This window comes from Streptomyces scabichelini, from assembly GCF_011045015.1.
GTDB lineage: Bacteria > Actinomycetota > Actinomycetes > Streptomycetales > Streptomycetaceae > Streptomyces > Streptomyces scabichelini.
In genome coordinates, this window is the sequence record NZ_JAAKZY010000021.1 from 1 (window position 1) to 19953 (window position 19953).

21 protein-coding genes and 1 pseudogene are annotated in these 19953 nt (G+C 68.1%); 15 read left to right on the forward strand and 7 right to left on the reverse strand.

Annotated elements, in window-relative coordinates; genetic code table 11:
* Positions 1-319: 319 nt before the first annotated feature.
* The 5 genes from G5C60_RS09240 to G5C60_RS09260 all read right to left on the reverse strand — a co-directional run bounded on the left by G5C60_RS09240 (position 320) and on the right by G5C60_RS09260 (position 3951).
* The gene (locus G5C60_RS09240) at positions 320-1006 is read right to left on the reverse strand and encodes a CoA transferase subunit B (protein ID WP_165256660.1); all 687 of its coding nucleotides are present in this window, start codon (positions 1004-1006) and stop codon (positions 320-322) included.
* The gene (locus tag G5C60_RS09245) at positions 1006-1770 is read right to left on the reverse strand and encodes a CoA-transferase (protein WP_165256662.1); all 765 of its coding nucleotides are present in this window, start codon (positions 1768-1770) and stop codon (positions 1006-1008) included. Before G5C60_RS09245 ends, G5C60_RS09240 begins: the two co-directional genes overlap by 1 nt.
* Positions 1771-1923: 153 nt before the next feature.
* Positions 1924-2868, reverse strand: coding sequence for a fumarylacetoacetate hydrolase family protein (locus G5C60_RS09250; RefSeq protein WP_165256664.1), 945 nt, complete (start codon positions 2866-2868; stop codon positions 1924-1926).
* Positions 2865-3014, reverse strand: coding sequence for a hypothetical protein (locus tag G5C60_RS09255; protein ID WP_165256666.1), 150 nt, complete (start codon positions 3012-3014; stop codon positions 2865-2867). The genes G5C60_RS09250 and G5C60_RS09255 overlap by 4 nt, the downstream gene beginning before the upstream one ends.
* Before the next feature lie 73 nt (positions 3015-3087).
* Positions 3088-3951, reverse strand: coding sequence for an MBL fold metallo-hydrolase (locus tag G5C60_RS09260; RefSeq protein ID WP_241266623.1), 864 nt, complete (start codon positions 3949-3951; stop codon positions 3088-3090).
* A 222-nt stretch (positions 3952-4173) separates the two neighbouring features.
* Between G5C60_RS09260 and G5C60_RS09265 the strand changes: the two genes are divergently transcribed.
* The 10 genes from G5C60_RS09265 (at position 4174) to G5C60_RS09310 (ending at position 14473) form a co-directional block, all read left to right on the forward strand.
* Positions 4174-4806 (forward strand): TetR/AcrR family transcriptional regulator, encoded by a 633-nt coding sequence (locus G5C60_RS09265; RefSeq protein WP_165256670.1) that lies wholly within the window; start codon positions 4174-4176, stop codon positions 4804-4806.
* Positions 4807-5209: 403 nt separating this feature from the next.
* Positions 5210-6406: an ABC transporter substrate-binding protein gene (locus G5C60_RS09270; protein ID WP_206439285.1), complete on the forward strand. Its 1197-nt coding sequence runs from the start codon at positions 5210-5212 to the stop codon at positions 6404-6406.
* Positions 6403-7176 (forward strand): ABC transporter ATP-binding protein, encoded by a 774-nt coding sequence (locus G5C60_RS09275; RefSeq protein WP_338145752.1) that lies wholly within the window; start codon positions 6403-6405, stop codon positions 7174-7176. The genes G5C60_RS09270 and G5C60_RS09275 overlap by 4 nt, the downstream gene beginning before the upstream one ends.
* The gene (locus tag G5C60_RS53030) at positions 7173-8102 is read left to right on the forward strand and encodes an ABC transporter ATP-binding protein (RefSeq protein WP_206439286.1); all 930 of its coding nucleotides are present in this window, start codon (positions 7173-7175) and stop codon (positions 8100-8102) included. The genes G5C60_RS09275 and G5C60_RS53030 overlap by 4 nt, the downstream gene beginning before the upstream one ends.
* Positions 8099-8959, forward strand: coding sequence for a branched-chain amino acid ABC transporter permease (locus tag G5C60_RS09285; protein WP_165256672.1), 861 nt, complete (start codon positions 8099-8101; stop codon positions 8957-8959). The genes G5C60_RS53030 and G5C60_RS09285 overlap by 4 nt, the downstream gene beginning before the upstream one ends.
* Positions 8960-9077: 118 nt before the next feature.
* Complete coding sequence (locus G5C60_RS09290) at positions 9078-10178, forward strand: branched-chain amino acid ABC transporter permease (protein ID WP_206439287.1); 1101 nt, start codon at positions 9078-9080, stop codon at positions 10176-10178.
* A 561-nt stretch (positions 10179-10739) separates the two neighbouring features.
* Positions 10740-11111 carry a DUF1330 domain-containing protein gene (locus tag G5C60_RS09295; protein ID WP_165256674.1) on the forward strand — a complete coding sequence of 124 codons (372 nt, stop codon included), beginning with the start codon at positions 10740-10742 and terminating at the stop codon, positions 11109-11111.
* A 488-nt stretch (positions 11112-11599) separates the two neighbouring features.
* The gene (locus tag G5C60_RS09300; protein ID WP_165256760.1) at positions 11600-13099 is read left to right on the forward strand and encodes an MFS transporter; all 1500 of its coding nucleotides are present in this window, start codon (positions 11600-11602) and stop codon (positions 13097-13099) included.
* Between the two features lie 274 nt (positions 13100-13373).
* A complete protein-coding gene (locus tag G5C60_RS09305; protein ID WP_165256676.1) occupies positions 13374-13742 on the forward strand; it encodes a hypothetical protein in 369 nt (122 codons plus the stop codon).
* Between the two features lie 161 nt (positions 13743-13903).
* Positions 13904-14473 carry a TetR/AcrR family transcriptional regulator gene (locus tag G5C60_RS09310; protein WP_165256678.1) on the forward strand — a complete coding sequence of 190 codons (570 nt, stop codon included), beginning with the start codon at positions 13904-13906 and terminating at the stop codon, positions 14471-14473.
* A gap of 25 nt (positions 14474-14498) precedes the next feature.
* On the opposite strand, the gene G5C60_RS53035 is transcribed toward G5C60_RS09310, so the two are convergent.
* Positions 14499-14627, reverse strand: coding sequence for a hypothetical protein (locus G5C60_RS53035; RefSeq protein ID WP_277611150.1), 129 nt, complete (start codon positions 14625-14627; stop codon positions 14499-14501).
* 230 nt (positions 14628-14857) lie between these two features.
* Between G5C60_RS53035 and G5C60_RS53590 the strand changes: the two genes are divergently transcribed.
* The 4 genes and pseudogenes from G5C60_RS53590 to G5C60_RS09335 all read left to right on the forward strand — a co-directional run bounded on the left by G5C60_RS53590 (position 14858) and on the right by G5C60_RS09335 (position 17802).
* Positions 14858-15364 (forward strand): LuxR C-terminal-related transcriptional regulator, encoded by a 507-nt coding sequence (locus tag G5C60_RS53590; protein ID WP_206439288.1) that lies wholly within the window; start codon positions 14858-14860, stop codon positions 15362-15364.
* Between the two features lie 356 nt (positions 15365-15720).
* Complete coding sequence (locus tag G5C60_RS09325; protein ID WP_338145753.1) at positions 15721-16953, forward strand: NmrA family NAD(P)-binding protein; 1233 nt, start codon at positions 15721-15723, stop codon at positions 16951-16953.
* A gap of 104 nt (positions 16954-17057) precedes the next feature.
* Positions 17058-17288, forward strand: a pseudogene (locus G5C60_RS54025) (ester cyclase); the annotation flags it as partial.
* A gap of 277 nt (positions 17289-17565) precedes the next feature.
* Positions 17566-17802 carry a hypothetical protein gene (locus tag G5C60_RS09335; RefSeq protein ID WP_165256680.1) on the forward strand — a complete coding sequence of 79 codons (237 nt, stop codon included), beginning with the start codon at positions 17566-17568 and terminating at the stop codon, positions 17800-17802.
* A 161-nt stretch (positions 17803-17963) separates the two neighbouring features.
* Here the strand turns inward: G5C60_RS09335 and G5C60_RS09340 are convergent, their stop codons facing one another.
* A complete protein-coding gene (locus tag G5C60_RS09340) occupies positions 17964-18311 on the reverse strand; it encodes a VOC family protein (RefSeq protein ID WP_165256682.1) in 348 nt (115 codons plus the stop codon).
* 454 nt (positions 18312-18765) lie between these two features.
* On the opposite strand from G5C60_RS09340, the gene G5C60_RS09345 reads away from it, so the two are divergent.
* A complete protein-coding gene (locus G5C60_RS09345) occupies positions 18766-19869 on the forward strand; it encodes a ferritin-like domain-containing protein (RefSeq protein WP_165256684.1) in 1104 nt (367 codons plus the stop codon).
* The last annotated feature ends 84 nt before the right edge of the window (positions 19870-19953 follow it).

The following is a 19953-nucleotide window of genomic DNA, read 5'->3' on the forward strand; positions in this document are numbered from 1 at the left end:
GGCGGCGGGTGACGGGGCGGGGTACGGAACGCAACCGCGAGGCCCGTACACCCTGGCAGCGTACCGACCACCCCGCCCACCGGTTCACGACAGGGTGGAGCTCGTGACGCGGCCCGCTCGGGCGCTTCCGCTGGGCTGCAGGTTTGCGCAGTTCAGAGGCTTGCTAGCTGACATGACAACGGTCACCGACGCAGCCTTTGGCGATTCGCGTATGTGTGCGTCTCACTACGGGCACGTGGCCTGTGCAAGCGGTTGGACGCTGAATTCGGGACGCCGGCAGGACGCAGGTAATCGGGAGTGGCTGCCTGGGCACCATCACCTACGCCGTCTGGCTGTGGGTGGCCGGGCGCGTGCGGTGTGGCGATGGGCCACCGGGGCGCTGCGCAACGTCTGGCCCGGTGCGCTCGCGGACGTCGGAGAGGGTCACTCCAGGGGCGAGTTCGACCAGGGACAGGCCGTGCGGGGTGATGTCGAGGACGGCGAGGTCGGTGATGATCCGGTGGACGCACGCCTGCCCGGTCAGCGGCAGCGTGCACTCGTCGACGATTTTCGGTGAGCCGTCCTTGGCGGTGTGTTCCATGAGGACGACGACCTTGCCGGCGCCGTGCACAAGGTCCATGGCACCACCCATGCCTTTGATCATCTTGCCGGGTACGGCCCAGTTGGCGAGGTCCCCGGCTGCGGAGACCTGCATGCCGCCCAGCACGGCCACATCGATGCGGCCGCCGCGGATCATCCCGAAGGACAGCGCCGAGTCGAAGAAGGAGGCGCCGGGCCGGACGGTGACGGTCTCCTTGCCGGCGTTGACCAGGTCGGGGTCGACCTCGTCCACCGTCGGGTAGGGGCCGGTGCCCAGGATGCCGTTCTCCGAGTGCAGCACCACCTGGACGCCGGGCGGGAGGTGGTCGGGGATGAGGGTGGGCAGGCCGATGCCCAGGTTGACGTAGGAGCCTTCGGACAGTTCGAGGGCGGCGCGCGCCGCCATCTCGTCGCGGGTCCAGGCCATCAGTGCCGCTCCTTCCGTGTGCGGACGGTGCGCTTCTCGATGCCCTTGCCGTCGGCGGGGACGGGGCCCACGACCCGGTCGACGTAGATGCCGGGCAGGTGGACGGTGTCCGGATCGATGGCGCCGGGTTCGACGAGTTCTTCTACCTCGGCGATCGTGATACGGCCCGCCATGGCCGCCGGGGGATTGAAGTTGGCGGCGCTGCGGTGGAAGACGAGGTTGCCGTGCCGGTCGCCGCGGGCGGCCCGCACCAGGGCGAAGTCGGTGGTGATGGCCTCCTCCAGGACGTACGTCCGGCCGCGGAACTCCCGCGTCTCCTTGGGCGGGGAGGCCACGGCGACGCTGCCGTCGGGGCCGTAGCGCCAGGGCAGTCCGCCCTCGGCGACCTGTGTGCCGACCCCGGCCGGGGTGTAGAAGGCGGGGATGCCGGTGCCGCCGGCGCGCAGCCGTTCGGCGAGGGTGCCCTGCGGGGTGAACTCCACCTCCAGTTCACCGGCGAGGTACTGGCGGGCGAACTCCTTGTTCTCCCCGACGTAGGAGCCGGTGGCCCGGACGATCCGGCCGGCCGTCAGCAGGACGCCGAGCCCCTGACCGTCAACGCCGCAGTTGTTGGAGACCACGCGCAGTCCGCCGACGCCCTGGGCGTGCAGGGCGTCGATGAGGACGGTGGGGATGCCGCACAGTCCGAAGCCGCCCACCGCCAGAGATGCCCCTTCCGGTATGTCGGCGACCGCGTCGGCGGCCGAGGCCATGACCTTGTCCACGTTGTTCGTGCCTTTCTCCCGGTGCCGGACGGGCGATCCGGCACCGGGGTGTTGTCAAAGCCGGTTGGTGAGGGGGCGGGAGTCGGGACGGGCCGAGCCGTACTGTGCCGGCCCTGTTTCCCGGACGTACGGCGTTTCCCGGACGTACGGCGGTCATTGCCTGCGGCGGGCAGGGGGCAGAGGAACCGGAGCGACGCCCTCGACGACGGTGTTGCTGAGGGTTCCGATGCCCTCGACCGTCATGGTGACGGTGTCGCCGGGGATGAGCGGTGAGGGCTCCAAGGCGCCGTTGCGGCCCCAGAGTTCGGCCAGGCAGCCGCCGTTGCCGCAGGTGCCGGAGCCGAGGACGTCGCCGGGGCGGATCCATGTGCCGCGGGAGGCATACGCCGCCATCTCCTCGAACGTCCAGGCCATGTTGGCCAGTCTGTCCCGCCCGATCGTCTCGCCGTTGACCTGGACGGTGAGGGCCAGGTCGAGGAAACCCTCCGCAGTGCGGTGGGGCTCGAGTTCGTCGGTGGTGACCAGCCAGGGGCCGAGGGTGGTGGCGGTGTCCTTGCCCTTGGCGGGGCCGAGTTTGACCCTCATCTCGCGGCCCTGGAGGTCGCGAGCGGACCAGTCGTTGAGGATCGTGTAGCCGATGATGTGCTCGCGTGCCTGCTCGGGGGTCAGGTCCCGGCCGGCCTTGCCGATGACGGCGGCCACCTCGAGTTCGAAGTCGAAGCGGAGGCAGCCGGGTGGCACGGGTACGTCTTCGTGGGCGCCGATCGTCGCGTACGGGTTGGTGAAATAGAACGCGGGCGCGGCGTACCACTCCTCGGGGACGGTGTCACCGTATCCCCGGGCGACACCCGCGACATGGCTCTCGAAGGTCATGTAGTCGCGGACGGTCGGCGGCTGGAGCGGCGGCAGCAGCCCGACGTCGGCCAGGGGCACCGGCAGCGAGCCGGTCAGCGCGCGTTCTCCCGCCCTGTGCAGGGACTCCTCGCCCTCCACGATCAGGTCCAGCAGCACGGCGGGGTGCTGGAAGGGGTGGACATGGTCATCGGCGACGACTCCCGCCTGCCGCTTCCCGTCGTGCACGAAGGTCGCGAACTTCACGCCGCGCTCTCCTCTGTCTCAGCCGGGGCGGGGTGGATCCAGGCGAGGCGGATCGCCAGGCATCCGGCGATGACGGTGCCGGTGTGCCGGGTGGGCGGGCCGCCGGAAGGGACGGCGGGTGCGCCGTGGACGGTGCTGGTGACCATGTCTTCTCCTTGGGGGGCCCGGGGGGAGACCGAGGCGATACGGCCAGGCAATGGACCCCGGGCCTGAAGGGGCTCAGAGGCCGGGGCAGGGGCAGGCGAGGTCGGCCATGCGGCCGAAGAGCCGGGGGCCGTCGAGCGGGGGCAGCGAGGGGTCGAGTTCGCGGTAGACGGTGTGCACGTTGACGGCGAGGCGTTCGCTCTCGTCGAGGTCGGCGAAGCGCCCGAGACTGATGTCGCGTCCGGCTGCCTCGGCGGGCATTCCCGCGCTGAAGCGGGCGGTGGCCTGTTCGTGGACGTACGACAGATAGTCGCGGACGGTGCGGACCGCCTCCTTCGTGGTGACCGGGCCGTGGCCGGGCACGATGATGTCCACGTCGAGGCCGAGGAGCAGGTCGCAGGCGGTGAGCCAGTTGGCGAACGGGCCGTGCCATATGACCGGTGTGGAGCCGGCGAACACGATGTCTCCGGTGTAGACGGTCCGCGCACGCGGGACATGGACGATCGTGTCCCCGGCGCTGTGTGCGGGGCCCACGTCGATCAGACGGACCTCCGTCCCGCCGATGTCCAGGACCGTCTCGCCGTCGAACACCCGGTGCGGAAGCACGGGCCGGACGCCGGAGTAGTCGAAGCGGCCGAAGATCCGGCGGGCGAACCGTCCCGCGGCAGTGTCCGCGCCGGTCAGTGCCCGCATCTCGGCCGGGCCCACCTGCCGCATGTCGGTCAATGAGCCACGGGCCGCGATGATCTCGGCGTGGGCCACGAGCTGGTTGCCGAACCAGTGGTCGCCGTTGCCATGGGTGTTGACCACCGTCGAGACGGGCGCGGCGTCGGTCACCGGCGCCAGCCCGTCGAGCAGGGCCCGGGTGAGGCGCAGGTCGTAGAGGGTGTCGACGAGCAGGGACTCGCCCCGGCCGGTGACCAGCCCGGCGTTGCTCATACCCCATCCGGCCGCACCCGGTACCCACGCATGACAGCCATGGCCGAGGTCGATCCGGCCGGCTGGGGAAAGCACGGAAGCCACGCTGCCTCCTGTCCACGTCCCGAAGCAGCAAATCGAGACTGGGATCCATTGATGGACTTGAGTCCATTCATGGGGCGTAATCTAAAGAGGTGGCTCGGGGAGGTCAATACCTGCGTATGCCTGTGCTGTACTGGGCCCATGACGATCTCTGAGGCAGGAGGCGCATCCGCACAGGACGCCCCGCCCCTCGGGCGCCGCGAGCGGAAGCGGCAGCAGGTGCGCGACCAGCTCTACGGCGCCGCGGTGGAGTTGTTCGTCGCCCAGGGATACGAGGCGACGACCATGGAGCAGATCGCCGAGTCCGCCGACGTCGCCCGGGCCACCGTCTTCAACCACTTCTCACAGAAGGTCGGCTTTCTGGAGGAGTGGGGCGTCCGGCGCCGAGCCCGGGTCGCGGCCATCCTCGGCCAGGAGCACGCCGAGGACCTGCCGGTCGGCGACCGGCTGCGCCGCTATCTGGGGGAGATGGCCGATCTCAACGTCGCCTCCCGTGCGGAGACCACTGTCCTGATGGACGCCTCCGCACGCTTCGGCCGCCTGCTGCAGGACCCCTCCCTGGAAACCGAACTCACGAAGATCGTCGAGGAGGGACGGCAGCGCGGAGAGATCCGTTCGCAGGTCGACCCCGACCAGGCCGGCGCTCTGCTCGCGTCCTGCTACTTCTCCTCGGTCCTGCGCTGGATCCGCGAGGAGCCGCCGCCGTTCGACCTGCCCGGCCGCCTCGATGGGGCGCTCGACATCATCCTGCTGGGGATCCTCGCGCATCCGTGACCGGCGCGGAGGAGCGTAGGGGCGGGGGAGCGCCGCTGAGGCGTCATGGCGGCTGACCCGCAGGCGGTGCGGTCGTCGGTGTCCCGCCGATGACGGGCGGAGGCCTCGCCCGGTTCGTGGCCGGCCCTGCGGTACGTCCGTCTCGTCCTGGTGATCGGCGGACCCGAGAGTAGATTTGGACTTGAGTCCAAGAATCTTGGCTTGAAGTGTTGACCCCCATGTGGTCGCGGCTTATGTTCAACCCGTCGATCGGGCTGCAAGCCGCAAAAGCCCGCAAATCGGCTCTTCCTGCATCGTTTTCGTGCACACGGGGTCTCCTCCGGGTGCGTGTGCGTCTTTCCCCTGTGCCTCTTCCCCGTGCCTCTTCCCCGTGCCGTTCCCGCTCCGTATCCGGGAGGTTCCCGTGCGCCCTCGTACGCCCCTTGCCACTCTCGCCATCGGTCTGGTGCTCACCGTCACAGCGTGCGGAGGCGGTACGTCCGCGTCCTCCTCCCCTGATGACGGCCCGATCGAGATCGGCATGATCACCTCGCTCACCGGTCAGCTCCAGACCCTCGGTACCGAGGGCCGCAAGGCCGCGGAACTGGCGGTCGAGCAGATCAACAAGGACGGCGGGGTCCTCGGACGGAAGCTGGAGCTGACGGTCAAGGACGACAAGAGCCTGCCCGACCAGTCCGTACTTGCCTTCAACGCATTCAAGGACCAAGGCGTGACCGCGGTCCTCGGCTCACCGTCCGCGGGGTCGGCGCTGGCCACGTTGCCCGCGGTGGACCGGGCGGAGATCCCGTACGTCTCCCTGTCTCCGGCCGACGAGCAGGTGGCGCCCGTCCACCCCTACGTCTTCGTGGTACCGGCCTTGGCCTCCGACTACGCCGAGCGGCTGTTGCAGCACTACAAGTCGGAGGGCGTCACCAAGCTGGCCGTGGCCTACGACACCAAGACCGCGTATCCGACCGCCGGCTACAAGGCGATGAAGGCGAAGGCCGGGGAGTACGGCATCAAGGTCGTCGCCACCGAGGAGATTCAGAGCACCGCGTCCGACTTCAGCGCCGTTTTCACGCATGTCAAGAACACCGACGCCCAGGCGCTCGCGGTGTGGGTGACCGGCCCCGCGTCCGTCGTCCTCACCAAGCAGTACGCCGCCTCGGGACTGGACATCCCGATCTCCTTCACCGGCTCCCAGGCCAGCAAGCTGTGGCTCGACCCGGCCGGCAAGGCCGCCGAGGGCGCCATCGTCGCCAGTTCCATCGGCCTGGTCGGCGACACGCTGCCGGACGGAGCCCAGAAGAAGGCCATCGAGGCCGTCAACAAGCCGTTTACGCAGAAGTACAACTACCAGCCGCCGCAGTTCGCGCAGGACGGATACACCGGGGTCCAGCTGCTGGCCGCCGCCATCGAGAAGGCGAAGAGCACCGACCACGAGAAGATCCGGCAGGCGATGGAGGAGCTGACGCTCACCACCCCGAACGGCACCTACCGCTACAGCGAGAAGGACCACTCGGGCCTGTCTCCCGACTACATCTCGGTCAACGCGGTCACCGACGGCACGTTCGTGCCGACCGTCTGGTCGAAGAGCGAGTTGGAGAAGGTGGCCGAGTGACCGAGCCCCTGCTCCAGGTGAGCGGCCTGTCACGGTCGTTCGGCGGGGTGTACGCCGTGGACGGCGTCGACCTGACGGCGGACCGGGGCAGCATCCTCGGCGTCATCGGCCCCAACGGGGCGGGCAAGTCGACCCTGTTCAACCTGGTGAGCGGTCAACTGCCCGCCGAGCGGGGCGAGATCCGGCTCGACGGACGACGCATCGACCGGCTGCCACCCCACCACAGGGCCCGCCTCGGGATCGCCATCGTCTTCCAGGGCGCCCGCACCTTCCACGGGATGAGCGTGCTGGAGAACGCGATGGTCGGCGCCCATGCCACCACCGGCGCAGGGTTCGCGGCAGCCGCACTCAGGCTGCCGCGCCACCGCCGGGAGGAACGCCTGATCGCCGAGCGGGCACGCGAGGCGGTACGGCGGGTCGGGCTCGAGGCCTGGGCGGACCGCCCCGCAGAGCTGCTGCCGCTCGGGCAGCAGCGCGCGCTCCAGGTCGCCCGCGCCCTGTGCGGGGAACCCACCCTGCTGCTCCTCGACGAACCCGCTTCCGGTCTGCGGGCCGCGGAGCGGGACCGGCTCGCCGACCTCGTCGAGCAACTGCGCGCGGACGGACTCACCATCATGCTCGTCGAACACGACGTCGCTCTCGTCGGCCGCCTCGCCGACCGTGTCACCGTTCTGGACCTGGGCAAGGTCATCGCCGAGGGCACACCGGATGAGATACGTACCGACCCGCGGGTCGTCACCGCGTATCTGGGCACGGAGGCGGCCGCATGAACGCCTCGCAACCGTCCCGGAGCGATGCCGTCGAGGTACGCGACCTGGTGGTCCGCTACGGCGCGGCGACCGCTCTCGACAACGTCTCGCTGCGTGTCGCGCCCGGTGAGATGGTCGCCCTCGTCGGGCCCAACGGAGCCGGCAAGTCCACCCTGGTCAACACCCTGACCGGGATCCTGACACCGGCCTCCGGCAGCGTGGTGGTCCGGGCCAGGATCGCTCAGGTACCCGAGGGGCGGCAGATGTTCGGCGACCTCACCGTCGACGACAATCTGCGCCTGGGTGCCTGGCAGCTGCGCGGACGCGGCCAGAGCCGCCGTAAGCAGCGCGACACCTCATGGGTGTACGAGCTCCTTCCCGACCTGGTGCGGGTACGGGACCGGAAGGCGGGCGGGCTGTCGGGAGGCCAGCAGCAGATGGTCGCCGTCGGACGCGCCCTGATGAGCCGGCCGGAGGTCCTCGTGATCGACGAGCTGTCCCTCGGCCTCGCGCCCCTCATCGTCGCCGACCTCGCCGAGCACGTGACCGAGCTCAACCGGGAGCAGGGCACTGCCGTTGTGCTCATCGAGCAGAACGCACGGCTCGCCCTGGACCTGTGCAGCCGCGCCTACGTCCTGGAAGCGGGACGGATCGCCGCCGAGGGCGACAGCGCCGACCTGGCCGCCAGCCCTGACATCGCCCGGGCCTACCTCGGCGAGGCCCAGGGACGCCCGAGCCCTCCGGACGACCGGGGTCCGGACGACCCGGATCCGGACGACCGGGGTCCGGACGACCCGGATCCGGACGACCGGGGTCCGGACGACCCGGGTCCGCACGACCGGGCCACGGCCGACCCCGCACCCATGCCCGGCACTGCCAAGACCGCCCGGGGCAACCAGGACACCGCCGTCCAGGCCGCGCAGGCCGCGACACGGGGGGCGAAATGAGCGACTTCCTCGTCTACCTCATCACCGGACTGGGCACCGGCTGCGGCATCGCGCTGATCGGCAGCGGCCTAGTGCTCATCCACCGGGTGACGCGGGTGGTCAACTTCGCCCAGGGCACCTTCGCCGTCGTCGGGGCGCTGACCGCCATCTCGCTCCTCGACACCGGCCTCCCGCACGGGCTCGCCGAACTGCTCGGGGTCGCCGTCGCCGCCGTCGTAGGACTGCTCTTCGGCATGATCGCCATCGGCCGGCGGGGCACCTCGCCGCAGGCCGCGCTGATGGTCACCCTGGGACTGGGCATTCTGGCGTACGCCGTGGAGGTCATGCTCTGGGGGGACCAGGGCCGGTCCTCCGAGGGGCTCTCCGGCGCCGTGACCGTGTTCGGCGCCCGTATCCAGACCCACTACCTGCTCATCATCGGCGTCACCATGGCAGTCTTCGCCGCGATGGCCACGCTGTTCGGCCGTACCGACGCGGGCAAGGCCCTCTCCGCGTGCTCCGCCAACCCGTACGCCGCCCGCGTCGTCGGGATCTCCGTCACCCGCATGGGGCTGATCGCCTTCGCCATCGGCGGCGCTCTCGGCGGTCTGGCCGGCGTTCTGCTGGCGCCCATGAACTCGATGGCCTTCGACTCCGACGTGGCGCTGATCATCAACGGTTTCGCGGCGGCGGTCGTCGGGTCCATGCATCACATCGGCCGCACCCTGGCCGGTGCGCTGTTCCTCGGAGTGGCCGAAGCGATGGTCGCGGGCTATGGAAGCGCCACGTACCAGACCGTGGTGGCGCTGGGCCTGGTCCTGGCGCTGATGATCGGGCAGGCGGCCCGCACCCACAGCGTCGTGGCGGAGGCCGGATGACGCCTCATCAGTCCTTTGCGGGACGCCCGCTGCCCTCCGCGTACACCGGGCGTATGCACGCATGGGGCACCCCGTCCGTGCCTGATCCGTATCCGCCGCACCAGAAAGGCAGCACGATATGAGCGCCGTCACCTCCGGCCGTGAACGGGCCGCCTCCCAGCCCCCCGGCGGCGCGGGCGGCACGGGGGACACTGAGTCGTCGGACGCCCGAGGGCCCCTCGGCGCCCGTTTCGTCGGCCGGGGAAGGCGGGCCGGCCTCGTCGCGGCCGGCGCGGCGGTGGCCGTGACCCTCGCCCTGCCTCCGATGCTGACCGCCAGCCAGCTCTCGGTGTACATCCTGCTCGCCCTGTCCGCCATGGTCACCGTCGGGCTGAGCCTGCTCATGGGCTACGCGGGCCAGGTCTCCATCGGCCAGGCGTCGTTCTACGCCATCGGCGCCTACGCGGCCGGCCTGCTGAGCGTCCACGGCACGCCGCCGCTGCTGGCGCTGGCCGCGGCACCACTGATCGCCGCACTGTTCGCCGCCGCCATCGGTGGACCGCTGCTGCGGCTGCGCGGGCACCACCTGGCCTTCGCCACCATCGCCCTGCAGCTCATCCTCATCTCCTTGCTCGGCGAGGCGGACTGGGCCGGTGGTTCGGTCGGTCTGCAGGGCATCCCACGACTCTCCGCCGGAGGTACGGAACTCGGCGAGGACATCCACTACGCCTACCTGGCCTGGGCTGCCGTGGCCGTCACCGTCCTGGTCGCCCGCAACGTCGTCACCTCACGAGTCGGCCGCGGACTGCGCGCGCTGGCCACCAGCGAGACGGCGGCGAGCGCCAGCGGAGTGCCGGTGGCCCGCTACAAACTCGCCGTGTTCACCCTGGCCGCCGCGTTCGCCGGACTCGCCGGAGGGATCTACGCCTTCTTCATCGGCTACATCAATCCGGGGTCGTTCCCGGTCCTGCTGTCCATCCAGTTCCTGGTGATGGCCGTCGTCGGCGGGCTCGGCACCATCTGGGGCGCGCTCCTGGGCGCCACCGCGATCACCCTGATCGTGCAGTTCCTCAACGACCTGGGCTCCAGGCCGGGCATGCCCGCCAGTGCCCCCAGCATCCTCAACTACGCCGTGTACGCCGCCTTTCTCATCCTCGTCGTGCTGTTCCTGCCGCGCGGCATCGTCCCCGCACTGCGCGACGCGTGGCAGCGCCGCATCGTGGGGCGAGCGTCCTCGTGATATGTCGCGCTGAGTCTCCGCTACGCGTTGGAAGGGGAATCCGCTGCGGGCGGGTCCGAGACCGATCCCCGAACTGGCGCGATCGGCTTCGGATCGGCTGAGCCGGTCCTCCAGCAGGCCTTCGGGACGCGTTCGGGACGCAAGGACAGGAACGGACTGAGAAGGAGTGAGTACCACCCGCCTCACTGAGGGCCTGTTCTGCCCTGCTTCCGACTCCTGAATATCGCCCCCTACCGATATGAGCGGCAGGCCGCTGACTCCTCGGCTATGGAGGTAGTGACATGCGTCGGTCTGGGCGCTGCCGCTCCTACCAAACCAGCCTCGAACGGCCAGTCCGCGCGGACATCAGGGCACACCGAACGACGCCCTTCCGCTCGGACTTGCGGGTGGAAACTGATCGGTTTACGATGAGGGGGAACCGATCAGTTTTTCGTCGCGGCAGCATGCTGAGATTCCCGCGACCTCAGTCTCCATCCAACAATTTCGGCGTCCCGCTGCCGGTGCCCCGCGCCCGCCTGGAGCAGCAAACACCAGTTTCCTGAGACCGGAGAAGGTATCGGAATGAGTGCGAATCCGCAGAAGAAAAAATTTTACGCCCTGAATATGTTTGACGTGGTCGACGTGGAGAAGTACCTTGCGTATTTCAGCCGCCTGCCCGAAGTGGCTCCGAAATATGGTGGTCGAATGGTGGCGTTTGGCCGTTTCCGGGACAGCGTAGCCGGTGACCTCGCACCACGGCAGGTTCTGTTTCTCGTTGAATGGGATTCCGAAGAGGCGTTCAACAGCTTCCGGGACGATCCGGACCTGGCCGACTTGCATCCGCTGCGGGAGAACGGGACGGCGGCCTATGTCTGGCAGACGTTCGATGGTTCCGATATGAGCGACCCCGCCGACGTTTCGCTCGACGATGTACTGGCGGTGCTCAAGCCTTAACCCCGGCATTTCATGACGGCTCGTCAGTGCAACTGACGGGCCGTTTCGGCTTGTTGGGCTGATGGCGGGCAGCGTGAGGGCCCGGCTGTCGCGTGGGGTGCCCGCCGGGTTCCACGGCTCCGGTGGGGTTGTGCTGCTCGCAGGGAAGGGAACGATCTGGTCAGCCGGGGTTCGGCAGCGCTTCGAGCCGGGCGCCGGCGGTGACGCAGCTCCACCGCGGCGATACCCCAGCGGCGCGGCACAACGTGTCGACGCCGATGCCGCCGATGCGGTCGCTTTGTTCGTGGAACGGCTGCGCCGCGACGTCGAGCAGTCGATCAGGCGTCGAGACAGCACCGGCGGCCGGCGCGGACGTCGGCGCTGTCGGGTTGCTCACAGATCAGAGACGTCCGGTTCACTTGCACCGTGGAAACCGATCTGTTTCCCTATGTGGAAACAGATCGGTTTCATGCCGGTGTGCAGCCCATGACCAGCAACAAAGGGAAAACATGACTACCACCTACGATCCGGGGGCGCCTGCCTCCGGGAAAACAGACTCGGGCCGCCGTGGCTCACATGCCGTGCGCTGGTGGGTGCTCGTCGTGCTGGGAGTGGCACAGCTCATGGTCACGCTCGATGCGACCGTCGTGAACATTGCGCTGCCCGAAGCGCAACATGACCTCGGTTTCAGTGACGGCAGCCGGCAGTGGGTCATCACGGGGTACGCCCTGGCGTTCGGCAGCCTGCTGCTACTCGGGGGCCGACTCGGTGACATGTTCGGCCGACGTGCGACCTTCGTGACCGGTCTGATCGGCTTCGCGGGCGCGTCCGTCGTCGGCGGCGCGGCCACCAGCTTCGAACTGCTCGTCGCGGCACGTGTGGCCCAGGGCCTGTTCGCCGCGCTGCTCGCGCCCGCGGCGCTCTCGCTGCTCAGCGTGACCTTCACCCAGCCGGTCGAAAGGGCGAAGGCGTTCGGCATCTTCAGTGCGTTGTCCGGTGCGGGCGCCGCGGTCGGGCTGCTGCTCGGCGGCATGCTGACCGAATGGGCGTCGTGGCGCTGGGTGATGTACGTGAACGTCATTTTCGCGGGCGTCGCGCTGGTCGGTGCGTTGCTGTGGCTGGCCAAGCCTGTGGTCACCGAGCGGCCCAAGCTCGACATTCCGGGCACCGTCGTGGTGAGCGCCGCCCTGTTCGGCATCGTCTACGGGTTCGCGCACGTCGAATCCACCAGTTGGACCGACCCGGTCGCCCTCGGCTCCATGATCAGCGGCGTGGTGCTGCTCGCGGTATTCGCATGGCTGGAGCTCAGGGTCGCGCATCCGCTGCTGCCGCTGCGAGTCGTGCTGGACCGGACCCGAGGCGGTTCGTTCCTGGCCGTGTTCGTCATGGGCATGGGAATGTTCTCGATCTTCCTGTTCCTGACCTACTACCTGGAGGCCAGCATCGGCTACTCGCCGATCGAGGCCGGTCTGTCCTTCCTGCCGATGGTCGGGGGCATCGTCGCCTCGTCGACCACGGTGCCTTCACTGCTGCTGCCCAGGGTCGGTCCGAAAGTCGTGGTCAGCGTCGGCTTCCTGGTCGCCGCATCCGGTATGGCCTTGCTGACCCAGCTCACGCTCAACAGCGCCTACGTCGCCAACATCATGCCGGGCATGATCCTGCTGGGCCTCGGTATCGGCGGGGTGATGACCACCGCGTTCCAGGGTGCGACCGCAGGCGTGCACCACGAGGACGCCGGCGTCGCCTCGGCGCTGATCAACACCAGCCAGCAGGTGGGTGGCTCGATCAGCACGGCGCTGCTGACCACCGTTGCCTCATCGGCCGCGACCGACTACCTGTCCTCGCACAAGCCCGGCGCGCTGACCGTGGCGCAGGCCGGGGTCGAGAGCTACACGGCCACCCTGGCGTGGGGCGCCGGAATCTTCGCGGTCGGTGCGGTACTCGCGGCGTTCCTGTTGCCGAATGCGGCCCTGGCACCGTCGGAGGGCGAGCCCGTGATCGCCCACTGAGCCTGAATCCACCGAGGTACGCGCTTGTCACGACGAGTGAACTGTGGGAAATGCCCTGCTACCTGCGCTGATTGGCTCCCTCAAGGCACAGATCAGCGAAGGAAGACAGGGCATCTCCGAGATGGCTCCCACATCTACCCGCGCGATCCGTCTTCAGAAAACTGATCACCACAGGTAGCGGGCACCGTCCGTCAACACGCCTCAGATCCACGATGTGTGAATTCACGCAGCTGATGGGCACGCTGGTCATGCCGGGTGGGGTTGGCCTCATAGGGTGGACGCCTCCTACGTGCCGCTGCTGCGGCCGTACTCGGCGTGCGCCATCGCGGTCTCCGAGATCGGTGTGCTGACCTCCTTGCCGTGTTCGGCACGCCCGGCATGCTGGTGGTCACGTTGTTCTGTGTCGCAATGCGGTGCCGACGGCCGGTGCCACCACCCCCTCAAGGTGCTGCCCGTCTGCTACCGCTTCCTCGCGGAGTCCGAGCCGCTGCGGCGGATCACCGGCGGTCCGCTCGATCGTCTGCAACGGCGTCCAGGGGGCACGGGCCTGGACCGGGGCTGGGTGAGGATGACCGTCGGCCTCATCGCGGCCGCACGCTTCGGCTTCGGAAGTGACGGGCTGGTTCCGGCCGGCAGGGGCTGAGGCGCATCCCCGACGAGGCGAAGCCCGAGAAGACCGCCCGCCGGCGTAGCGGAACCGCACTCACATGCCCGCTCGGCGTGGGCGGCGCCAACGTAGCTCCCCGGCAAAACGTCAAAAACCGATCGGTTTCCATTTCGTCCACATCGAGTTAATCTCGCAGTATGACCACCGTAGTGAAGCCGAGTTCCAGAGAGCGGCTGCTGGAGGCAGCGGCCACGCTCACCTACCGAGACGGTGTCGGCATCGGCATCGACGCCCTGTGCAAGGCGGCCGGAGTGTCAAAGCGCTCCATGTACCAGCTGTTCGAGAGCAAGGATGAACTGCTGGCAGCAAGCCTGGAGGAACGCGCCTCCGCCTTCGTGGCCGGGCTCCTGCCCCCAGCGGACGACGGCCGTTCACCCCGCGAGCGGATCCTGTACGTCTTCGAGCAGCTGGAGTCGCAGTCGGGTGCGCCCGAGTTCCGAGGCTGCCGATACCTGGCTGTCCAGGTTGAGCTCAAGGATCAGAGCCACCCTGCGAGCCGGGTGGCCCACCGGATCAAGGCGAATTTGACGGGTTTCCTCCGTGCCGAGGCCGAGAAGGGTGGCGCGAGTGATCCCGACCTGCTGGCCCGGCAGCTGATCCTGGTCTTCGACGGCGCCAGCGCCCGCGCGGGGATCGGGGCCGACAAACTGACGGGGCTCATCGCGCCCACTGTGGCCGCCCTGCTCGATACGGCAGGCATGCGCTGACGCATCGCGTTTCCGGAACGCTCCATTACTGCCCTGTGCTCAGGGGAAGCCCCATGGCCGCAAGGGCGTTGCCGAGCATGCCGCAGGCGAAGAAGCTCGCGGTCTCCTCGCTGTCGGCGCCGAGCGACAGGTGCGCGGCCTCCCAGATACGCACTGCTGAGCCTGTCGCAGTACAGCGGCGTGCGGACAGCCGGTCTGCGCGGACTCAGGGTGCGCGCCGAGACCGGGCTCGGCGGCCGAGTACTCACCAGGGGCGGCCGGCCAAGGTGACCGACTACAGGTCGGCCCGCTCGATCACCCACGACTACGACCGCCCCGTGCTGACGGAGGGGATCCGCTCCGTCGTCGCCGTGCCCGTTCTTGGTGTCCGGTACGGTGCGTGCGGTGCTCTACGGGGCCAGTCGAGGCCCGGCCCCGTTCGGGGACCGGGCGGCCGACGCGGTTGCCGACGCCTCCCGGCGACTGGCCGCCGAGCTCGCCATCCGTGACGAGGTAGACCACCGCCTGCGCCTGCGGGACGCAGCACAGGGCAGCGCTGTGGGCAGGTCGCGGGGCGTGCCATTGGAAGAACTCCGCCAGGTCCACGCCGAGTTGCGGCGCATGGCCCAGCAGGTGCCCGACGATGACCTGCGCGGCCAGCTGCTCGACGCGGCTGGGCGGCTGGCCGGGCCGTCCGCCGCCCACTCGGCGCCGGGCCCGCGGCTGTCACCCCGGGAACTCGACGTCCTGACGCAGGTGGCGCTGGGCTGCAACAACGCCGAAGCCGGGCGCAGGCTGTCGCTGCTGCCCGAAACCGTCAGATCGTATCTGCGCAGTGCGATGCGCAAGTTGGGAGCCGGCACCCGCTTCGAGGCAGTGGTTGCCGCACGTCGACAGGGTCTGCTGCCCTAGTCGTCCCGTTCGGGTCGGGGTCGGCTGACATCGAATCCGCGGACAACGCCACGCCCACCGAACTGCGCACTGTGCGCAATGAGTCGGGAAACGGTAAACCGGCTCTGGATCCCAAACGCGATCAGACCGCTGGGCGCCGCGAGGTCAACCTGAGTACCGGCGCCGACCGCCATCACGTGGACCACCTTCGGCTTCCGCAACGCCGACACCGGCGCCTACGTACGCGGTGCGTGACCGCGCGCCGAGCGCGCAGGTATCTCCGCACCGCTCAACTGTGAGGAACCGGACCCCGGTGCTTGCCGCCCGGAAACCGATCGGTGTACGGTATGAGAAACCGATCGGTTTCTGAGGTGCTCGTGACCTACGGGTATCGGCGCAGCGTCCGTCGGTCGGTGCCGTTGATCGCCAAGCTGATGCAGGGATCAGTCCCTAATGCGCTGTACCCGGCGCGTGCTGATCGCGTGCGTACTCAACCTCCGGAGTCAAAGACCATGTCTTCTCATGCCACCTCCACCATCTTCGTCATCGGAGGTACAGGGGCCCAAGGGATACCCATCGTCCGCGCTCTTGTCGCCGACAAGAAGTACTCCGTCCGGGTCCTGACCCGGGATGCCGCATCCCCCCGGGCCCAGGCTCTCCTCGCACTCGGCAACGTCTCCATCCTCGAAGGGTCGTTCGCCGACGAGGACGTGCTACGCGAAGGTTTTCGGGACTGTGACGGGGCGTTCATCAACATCGACGGGTTCAACACAGGCGAGAAGACCGAGACCTACTGGGCCATCCGCACTTACGAGATAGCGATCGAAGCAGGAATCAAGTTCTTCGTTTACGGAAACCTCGACTACGCCCTCAAGAAGTCAGGCTACGACTCCAGGTTCCGCACCGGCCACTATGACGGTAAAGGCCGCATGGCCGAATGGGTACTGTTCCAGAACGAGAAGAACAGGGACCGCATGGGAGCAGCGGTCTTCACCTCGGGTCCCTACATCGAGATGGTGATCTCGCCGCTCACGCCCATGCAACCCAGCATCGAGGACGGCGTCGTCACGTGGCGAGTTCCGCTTGGCGAGGGAGCCGTTCCGCATGTGGCTCTCGAAGACTGCGGATTCTATGTCCGCTGGCTCTTCGATCATCCGGAACGAGCCAATGGCATGGACCTCGAAGTCGCCATCGAGCACATGACCTACGCCGATATGGCTGCGGCATTCGAGAAGGTCACCGGGCATCCGGCCCAGTACATCGACACCGATCTGGAAACATATTGGAACAGTCCGGACCTGAAGGGGATCGCTGATTACCCTGCCGGATACAATGCCGATCCCAACGACAAGAGCAGCATGAGCTTCCGCGACAATTTCACGGGCTTCTGGAACGTGTGGAAGCACGGAATCATCACCAGGGACTACGCCCTGCTCGACGAAATCCACCCCAACAGGATCAGAAGCGCTGAGGAGTGGTTCCGCCGCGAAGACCAGTTGGGAAGGGAACTTGGCAAGGGAAGTCTCTGGGAGAGGGTCCAGCCTGAGAACTGGACCATGGACTCCGCGGTCCTCAAGAGCAGCGCGGATTTCAGGACGGGCAAATTGTAGACGGGCGCGATCAGTACGGCCAACACCTCAAGCGAGATGGTGCGCTCGGCCACGACCACCGCGTTGCGGGGCGCCGCGCGCAACCTTGAGCTCTACGACACGGGCAATGTCGCCGGGCGGACGAAGTGTTCGCCCCGGATCTGATCGACCACAACCCCGCTGACGGCGCCGCCTCGGGCATCGACGGCATGCGAGTGCTGATCGCCGCGGTCCGCGACGGATTCACCGACACGCAGCACCGGATCCTGTTCCAGCAGGAGCTTCCCGGCGGCTGGGTGGTCCTCCACTGGCGGATGACCGCGACCCACACCGGAGACGCCTTCGGGTTCGCCGCCAGTGGGGCGGTGTGGCCTGCAGTGCCTGCCGGTCGGCTGCGGAAGGGCGAGGAGTCGGACGATGCACGGTCCCTTGTAATTGCAGGCAGCGAGGCGGCTTTCCCCGCGCGGTCCCGGCCATCGCCCGGATGTACAACCCCGCTGTACAACCCCGCCTTCGCCACATGGCCGGAAGGCACCGAAAGCGCAGTTCAGGTCGCCTGCTCACGGCTTTCGACACGCGCAGCGGCGATTGGCCGCAGCTTCGAGTCCTCGGCGGGGAACAAGGGTCGTGTCGGTGAGCAGGACGACGACGGCAGCAGCGGCGTCGAACGAGTTGCGCCCGCATCCCGCCGAGGTCGGAGCCGGTCAGGCTCGTCCGCGCGACCGCATCCGCCACCTGGTCGGTCACCTGCCTGTGCAGCAGGAGCAGGAAGGTGGCAACGGCGGTCAGTGCGAGCTTTGCCAGTACCCAGTAGTGGCGGAACAGCCCCCAGGTGGTGCCCAGGGACTGGACGAGACCGGTCAGCAGTGAGACGCCTGGGTCGAAGACCGGTTGGCCGCCTCTCCCGAGGAGGAGGTCCGAGTACTACGTCAGCATCCGCCAGCACCTGGAGGGCAGCTCACCCGCTGTCCGTGCCGACAAGTAGGGGCTTCGGGAGGCCGCAACTGTTGCTCATCGAGTGCGGAAAGGCGTCAGCGGTGGCCCAACACGTTCACCACGCGACCGTTGGGGTCGCGGACGAAGAACCGCCGCACCCCCCACTCCTCGTCCTGCAGGGGATGAACGATTTCCGCACCGCTCTCCTGCATGACCGCGTAGGCCGCATCCACATCGTCCACCTCCACGCTCATGTCGGGGGTGAGCGGCGCAGTCTTGTCGCCGGTCATGACGCTGATCTGCGCCGCCGGGGTGGACTGGGAAGCGAGTGTCATGATCCAGCCGTGGTTCATGACCTCCTTGAAGCCCAGCAGGCCGTAGAACTCCCGGTTTTCCTGCGCAGCCTCTGACTGGATGTTGGGCACGACACGACGAACGGCCATCGGACGACTCCAAGTGAGTACGGGCGTATTTCTGGGCCTTCTCAGGAGTACTACAGCCCATCCATCACCGCACACACTATTCGCCATAGACCCCAGGCCCGCTCTGGATAGCGACAGTTGGGCGACAGGTTCGATGTCAGCGAGCCGCTGCTTTGCCAGGCTTGATGGCCCACTGGCAGTCGAAACGGTAGAGGTGGCACCACGCGGATGCGGCAGCTTCCGGTGAAGTTCGACTCTCGCGATCCGCGCCTGCTCGACCACCCGTACACCGGTTATGCCGAGCTCCGCCCGGAAGCCCTCGGCATCGCGACCCCAATCCCCACGTCAGGTTCGGCGGTGGAGCAGCCATTGCCAGGGCGCAGCTCTGGCGCACGTGGAGGGCCGCGCCGTCATCAACTGGCGCCCATCCGCATTCGTTTGCTCCACCCTCGGGACGCGACCTCAGGAGTCACCGATGACGACGGAAGACCTGTATACGCGCACCCCCGGCGACATGCTCTGGCAGGTGCCGGCGACCGGCTCGGCCTGCTTCAGCTGGGAATACGACGACGGCCGGGAGCGGCTGCTGGCCCTGTATCAGAAGGGCAAGGACAAGCAGTGGGACTCGGCTCTGCGCATCGACTGGGACCTGGAGGTGGATCCGCACGACCCGCTCGGCGTCCCGGATGAGGCGATGACGCTGTACGGCACGCCGTACTGGGACAAGATGACCGACCGCGACAAGGGCGAGCTGCGTAAGCACTACGGGTCGTGGCAGTTCAGCCAGTTCCTGCACGGCGAGCAGGGCGCGATGGTGTGCGCGGCGCGGATCGTGGAGTCGGTGCCGGATCTGGACGCGAAGTTCTACTCGGCGACGCAGACGATGGACGAGGCGCGGCACGCGGAGATCTACAGCCGCTTCCTCAAAGACAAGATCGGGATGCTGTACCCGATCAACGACAACCTGCAGTCGCTGCTGGATGACACCCTGCAGGATTCGCGGTGGGACATGCCGTATCTCGGGATGCAGGTCCTGATCGAGGGGTTGGCGCTGGCGGCGTTCGGGATGATCCGCGATAGCACCGACAAGCCGTTGCCGAAGCAGATCCTGGCGTACGTGATGCAGGACGAGGCGCGGCATGTGGCCTTCGGGCGGATGGCGCTGCGGGACTACTACAAGCAGCTGTCCTATGCCGAGCTCCGCGAGCGCGAGGAGTTCGTGATCGAGGGCTGCTGTCTGATGCGGGACCGGCTGCGTGGCACCGAGGTGCTGGAGAACTTCGGCATCCCGGCGGCGGAGGCGAACGAGCTGAGCGAGCGCAGTGAGTCTTTGCAGCGCTTCCGGCAGCTGCTGTTCAGTCGGATCGTGCCGTGCGTGAAGGACATCGGGCTGTGGGGCGAGCGGCTGCAGCGTGCCTATGTCGACATGGGTGTCTTCGAGATGGGCAACTCGAATCTCGACTTGCTGATGGAGCAGGACGAGGAGATCGCGGAGCGGCTGGACACGGAGCGGTTCGCGGCGGAGGAGGCGGAACGTACCGCCGAGGTGGAGGAGGCGATCGCGCAGGGGTGTCCGTAGTGTCGCAGGTTGGTTAGAGTTGTCCGCGTGTCTCACCCTGCGGTAGCCGAGGCGACACACTTTGCATCGGCATCACCACCAGCT

What these genes read in the sequence shown, in the direction of transcription:
- G5C60_RS09295 (WP_165256674.1), top strand. Translation starts at nt 10,740, where the DNA reads ATGAGTGCGAATCCGCAGAAGAAAAAATTTTACGCCCTGAATATGTTT.
- G5C60_RS09310 (WP_165256678.1), top strand. Translation starts at nt 13,904, where the DNA reads ATGACCACCGTAGTGAAGCCGAGTTCCAGAGAGCGGCTGCTGGAGGCA.
- G5C60_RS09290 (WP_206439287.1), top strand. Translation starts at nt 9,078, where the DNA reads ATGAGCGCCGTCACCTCCGGCCGTGAACGGGCCGCCTCCCAGCCCCCC.
- G5C60_RS09255 (WP_165256666.1), bottom strand. Translation starts at nt 3,014, where the DNA reads ATGGTCACCAGCACCGTCCACGGCGCACCCGCCGTCCCTTCCGGCGGC.
- G5C60_RS53030 (WP_206439286.1), top strand. Translation starts at nt 7,173, where the DNA reads ATGAACGCCTCGCAACCGTCCCGGAGCGATGCCGTCGAGGTACGCGAC.
- G5C60_RS09340 (WP_165256682.1), bottom strand. Translation starts at nt 18,311, where the DNA reads ATGGCCGTTCGTCGTGTCGTGCCCAACATCCAGTCAGAGGCTGCGCAG.
- G5C60_RS09265 (WP_165256670.1), top strand. Translation starts at nt 4,174, where the DNA reads ATGACGATCTCTGAGGCAGGAGGCGCATCCGCACAGGACGCCCCGCCC.
- G5C60_RS09300 (WP_165256760.1), top strand. Translation starts at nt 11,600, where the DNA reads ATGACTACCACCTACGATCCGGGGGCGCCTGCCTCCGGGAAAACAGAC.
- G5C60_RS09240 (WP_165256660.1), bottom strand. Translation starts at nt 1,006, where the DNA reads ATGGCCTGGACCCGCGACGAGATGGCGGCGCGCGCCGCCCTCGAACTG.
- G5C60_RS09345 (WP_165256684.1), top strand. Translation starts at nt 18,766, where the DNA reads ATGACGACGGAAGACCTGTATACGCGCACCCCCGGCGACATGCTCTGG.
- G5C60_RS09285 (WP_165256672.1), top strand. Translation starts at nt 8,099, where the DNA reads ATGAGCGACTTCCTCGTCTACCTCATCACCGGACTGGGCACCGGCTGC.
- G5C60_RS09260 (WP_241266623.1), bottom strand. Translation starts at nt 3,951, where the DNA reads ATGAGCAACGCCGGGCTGGTCACCGGCCGGGGCGAGTCCCTGCTCGTC.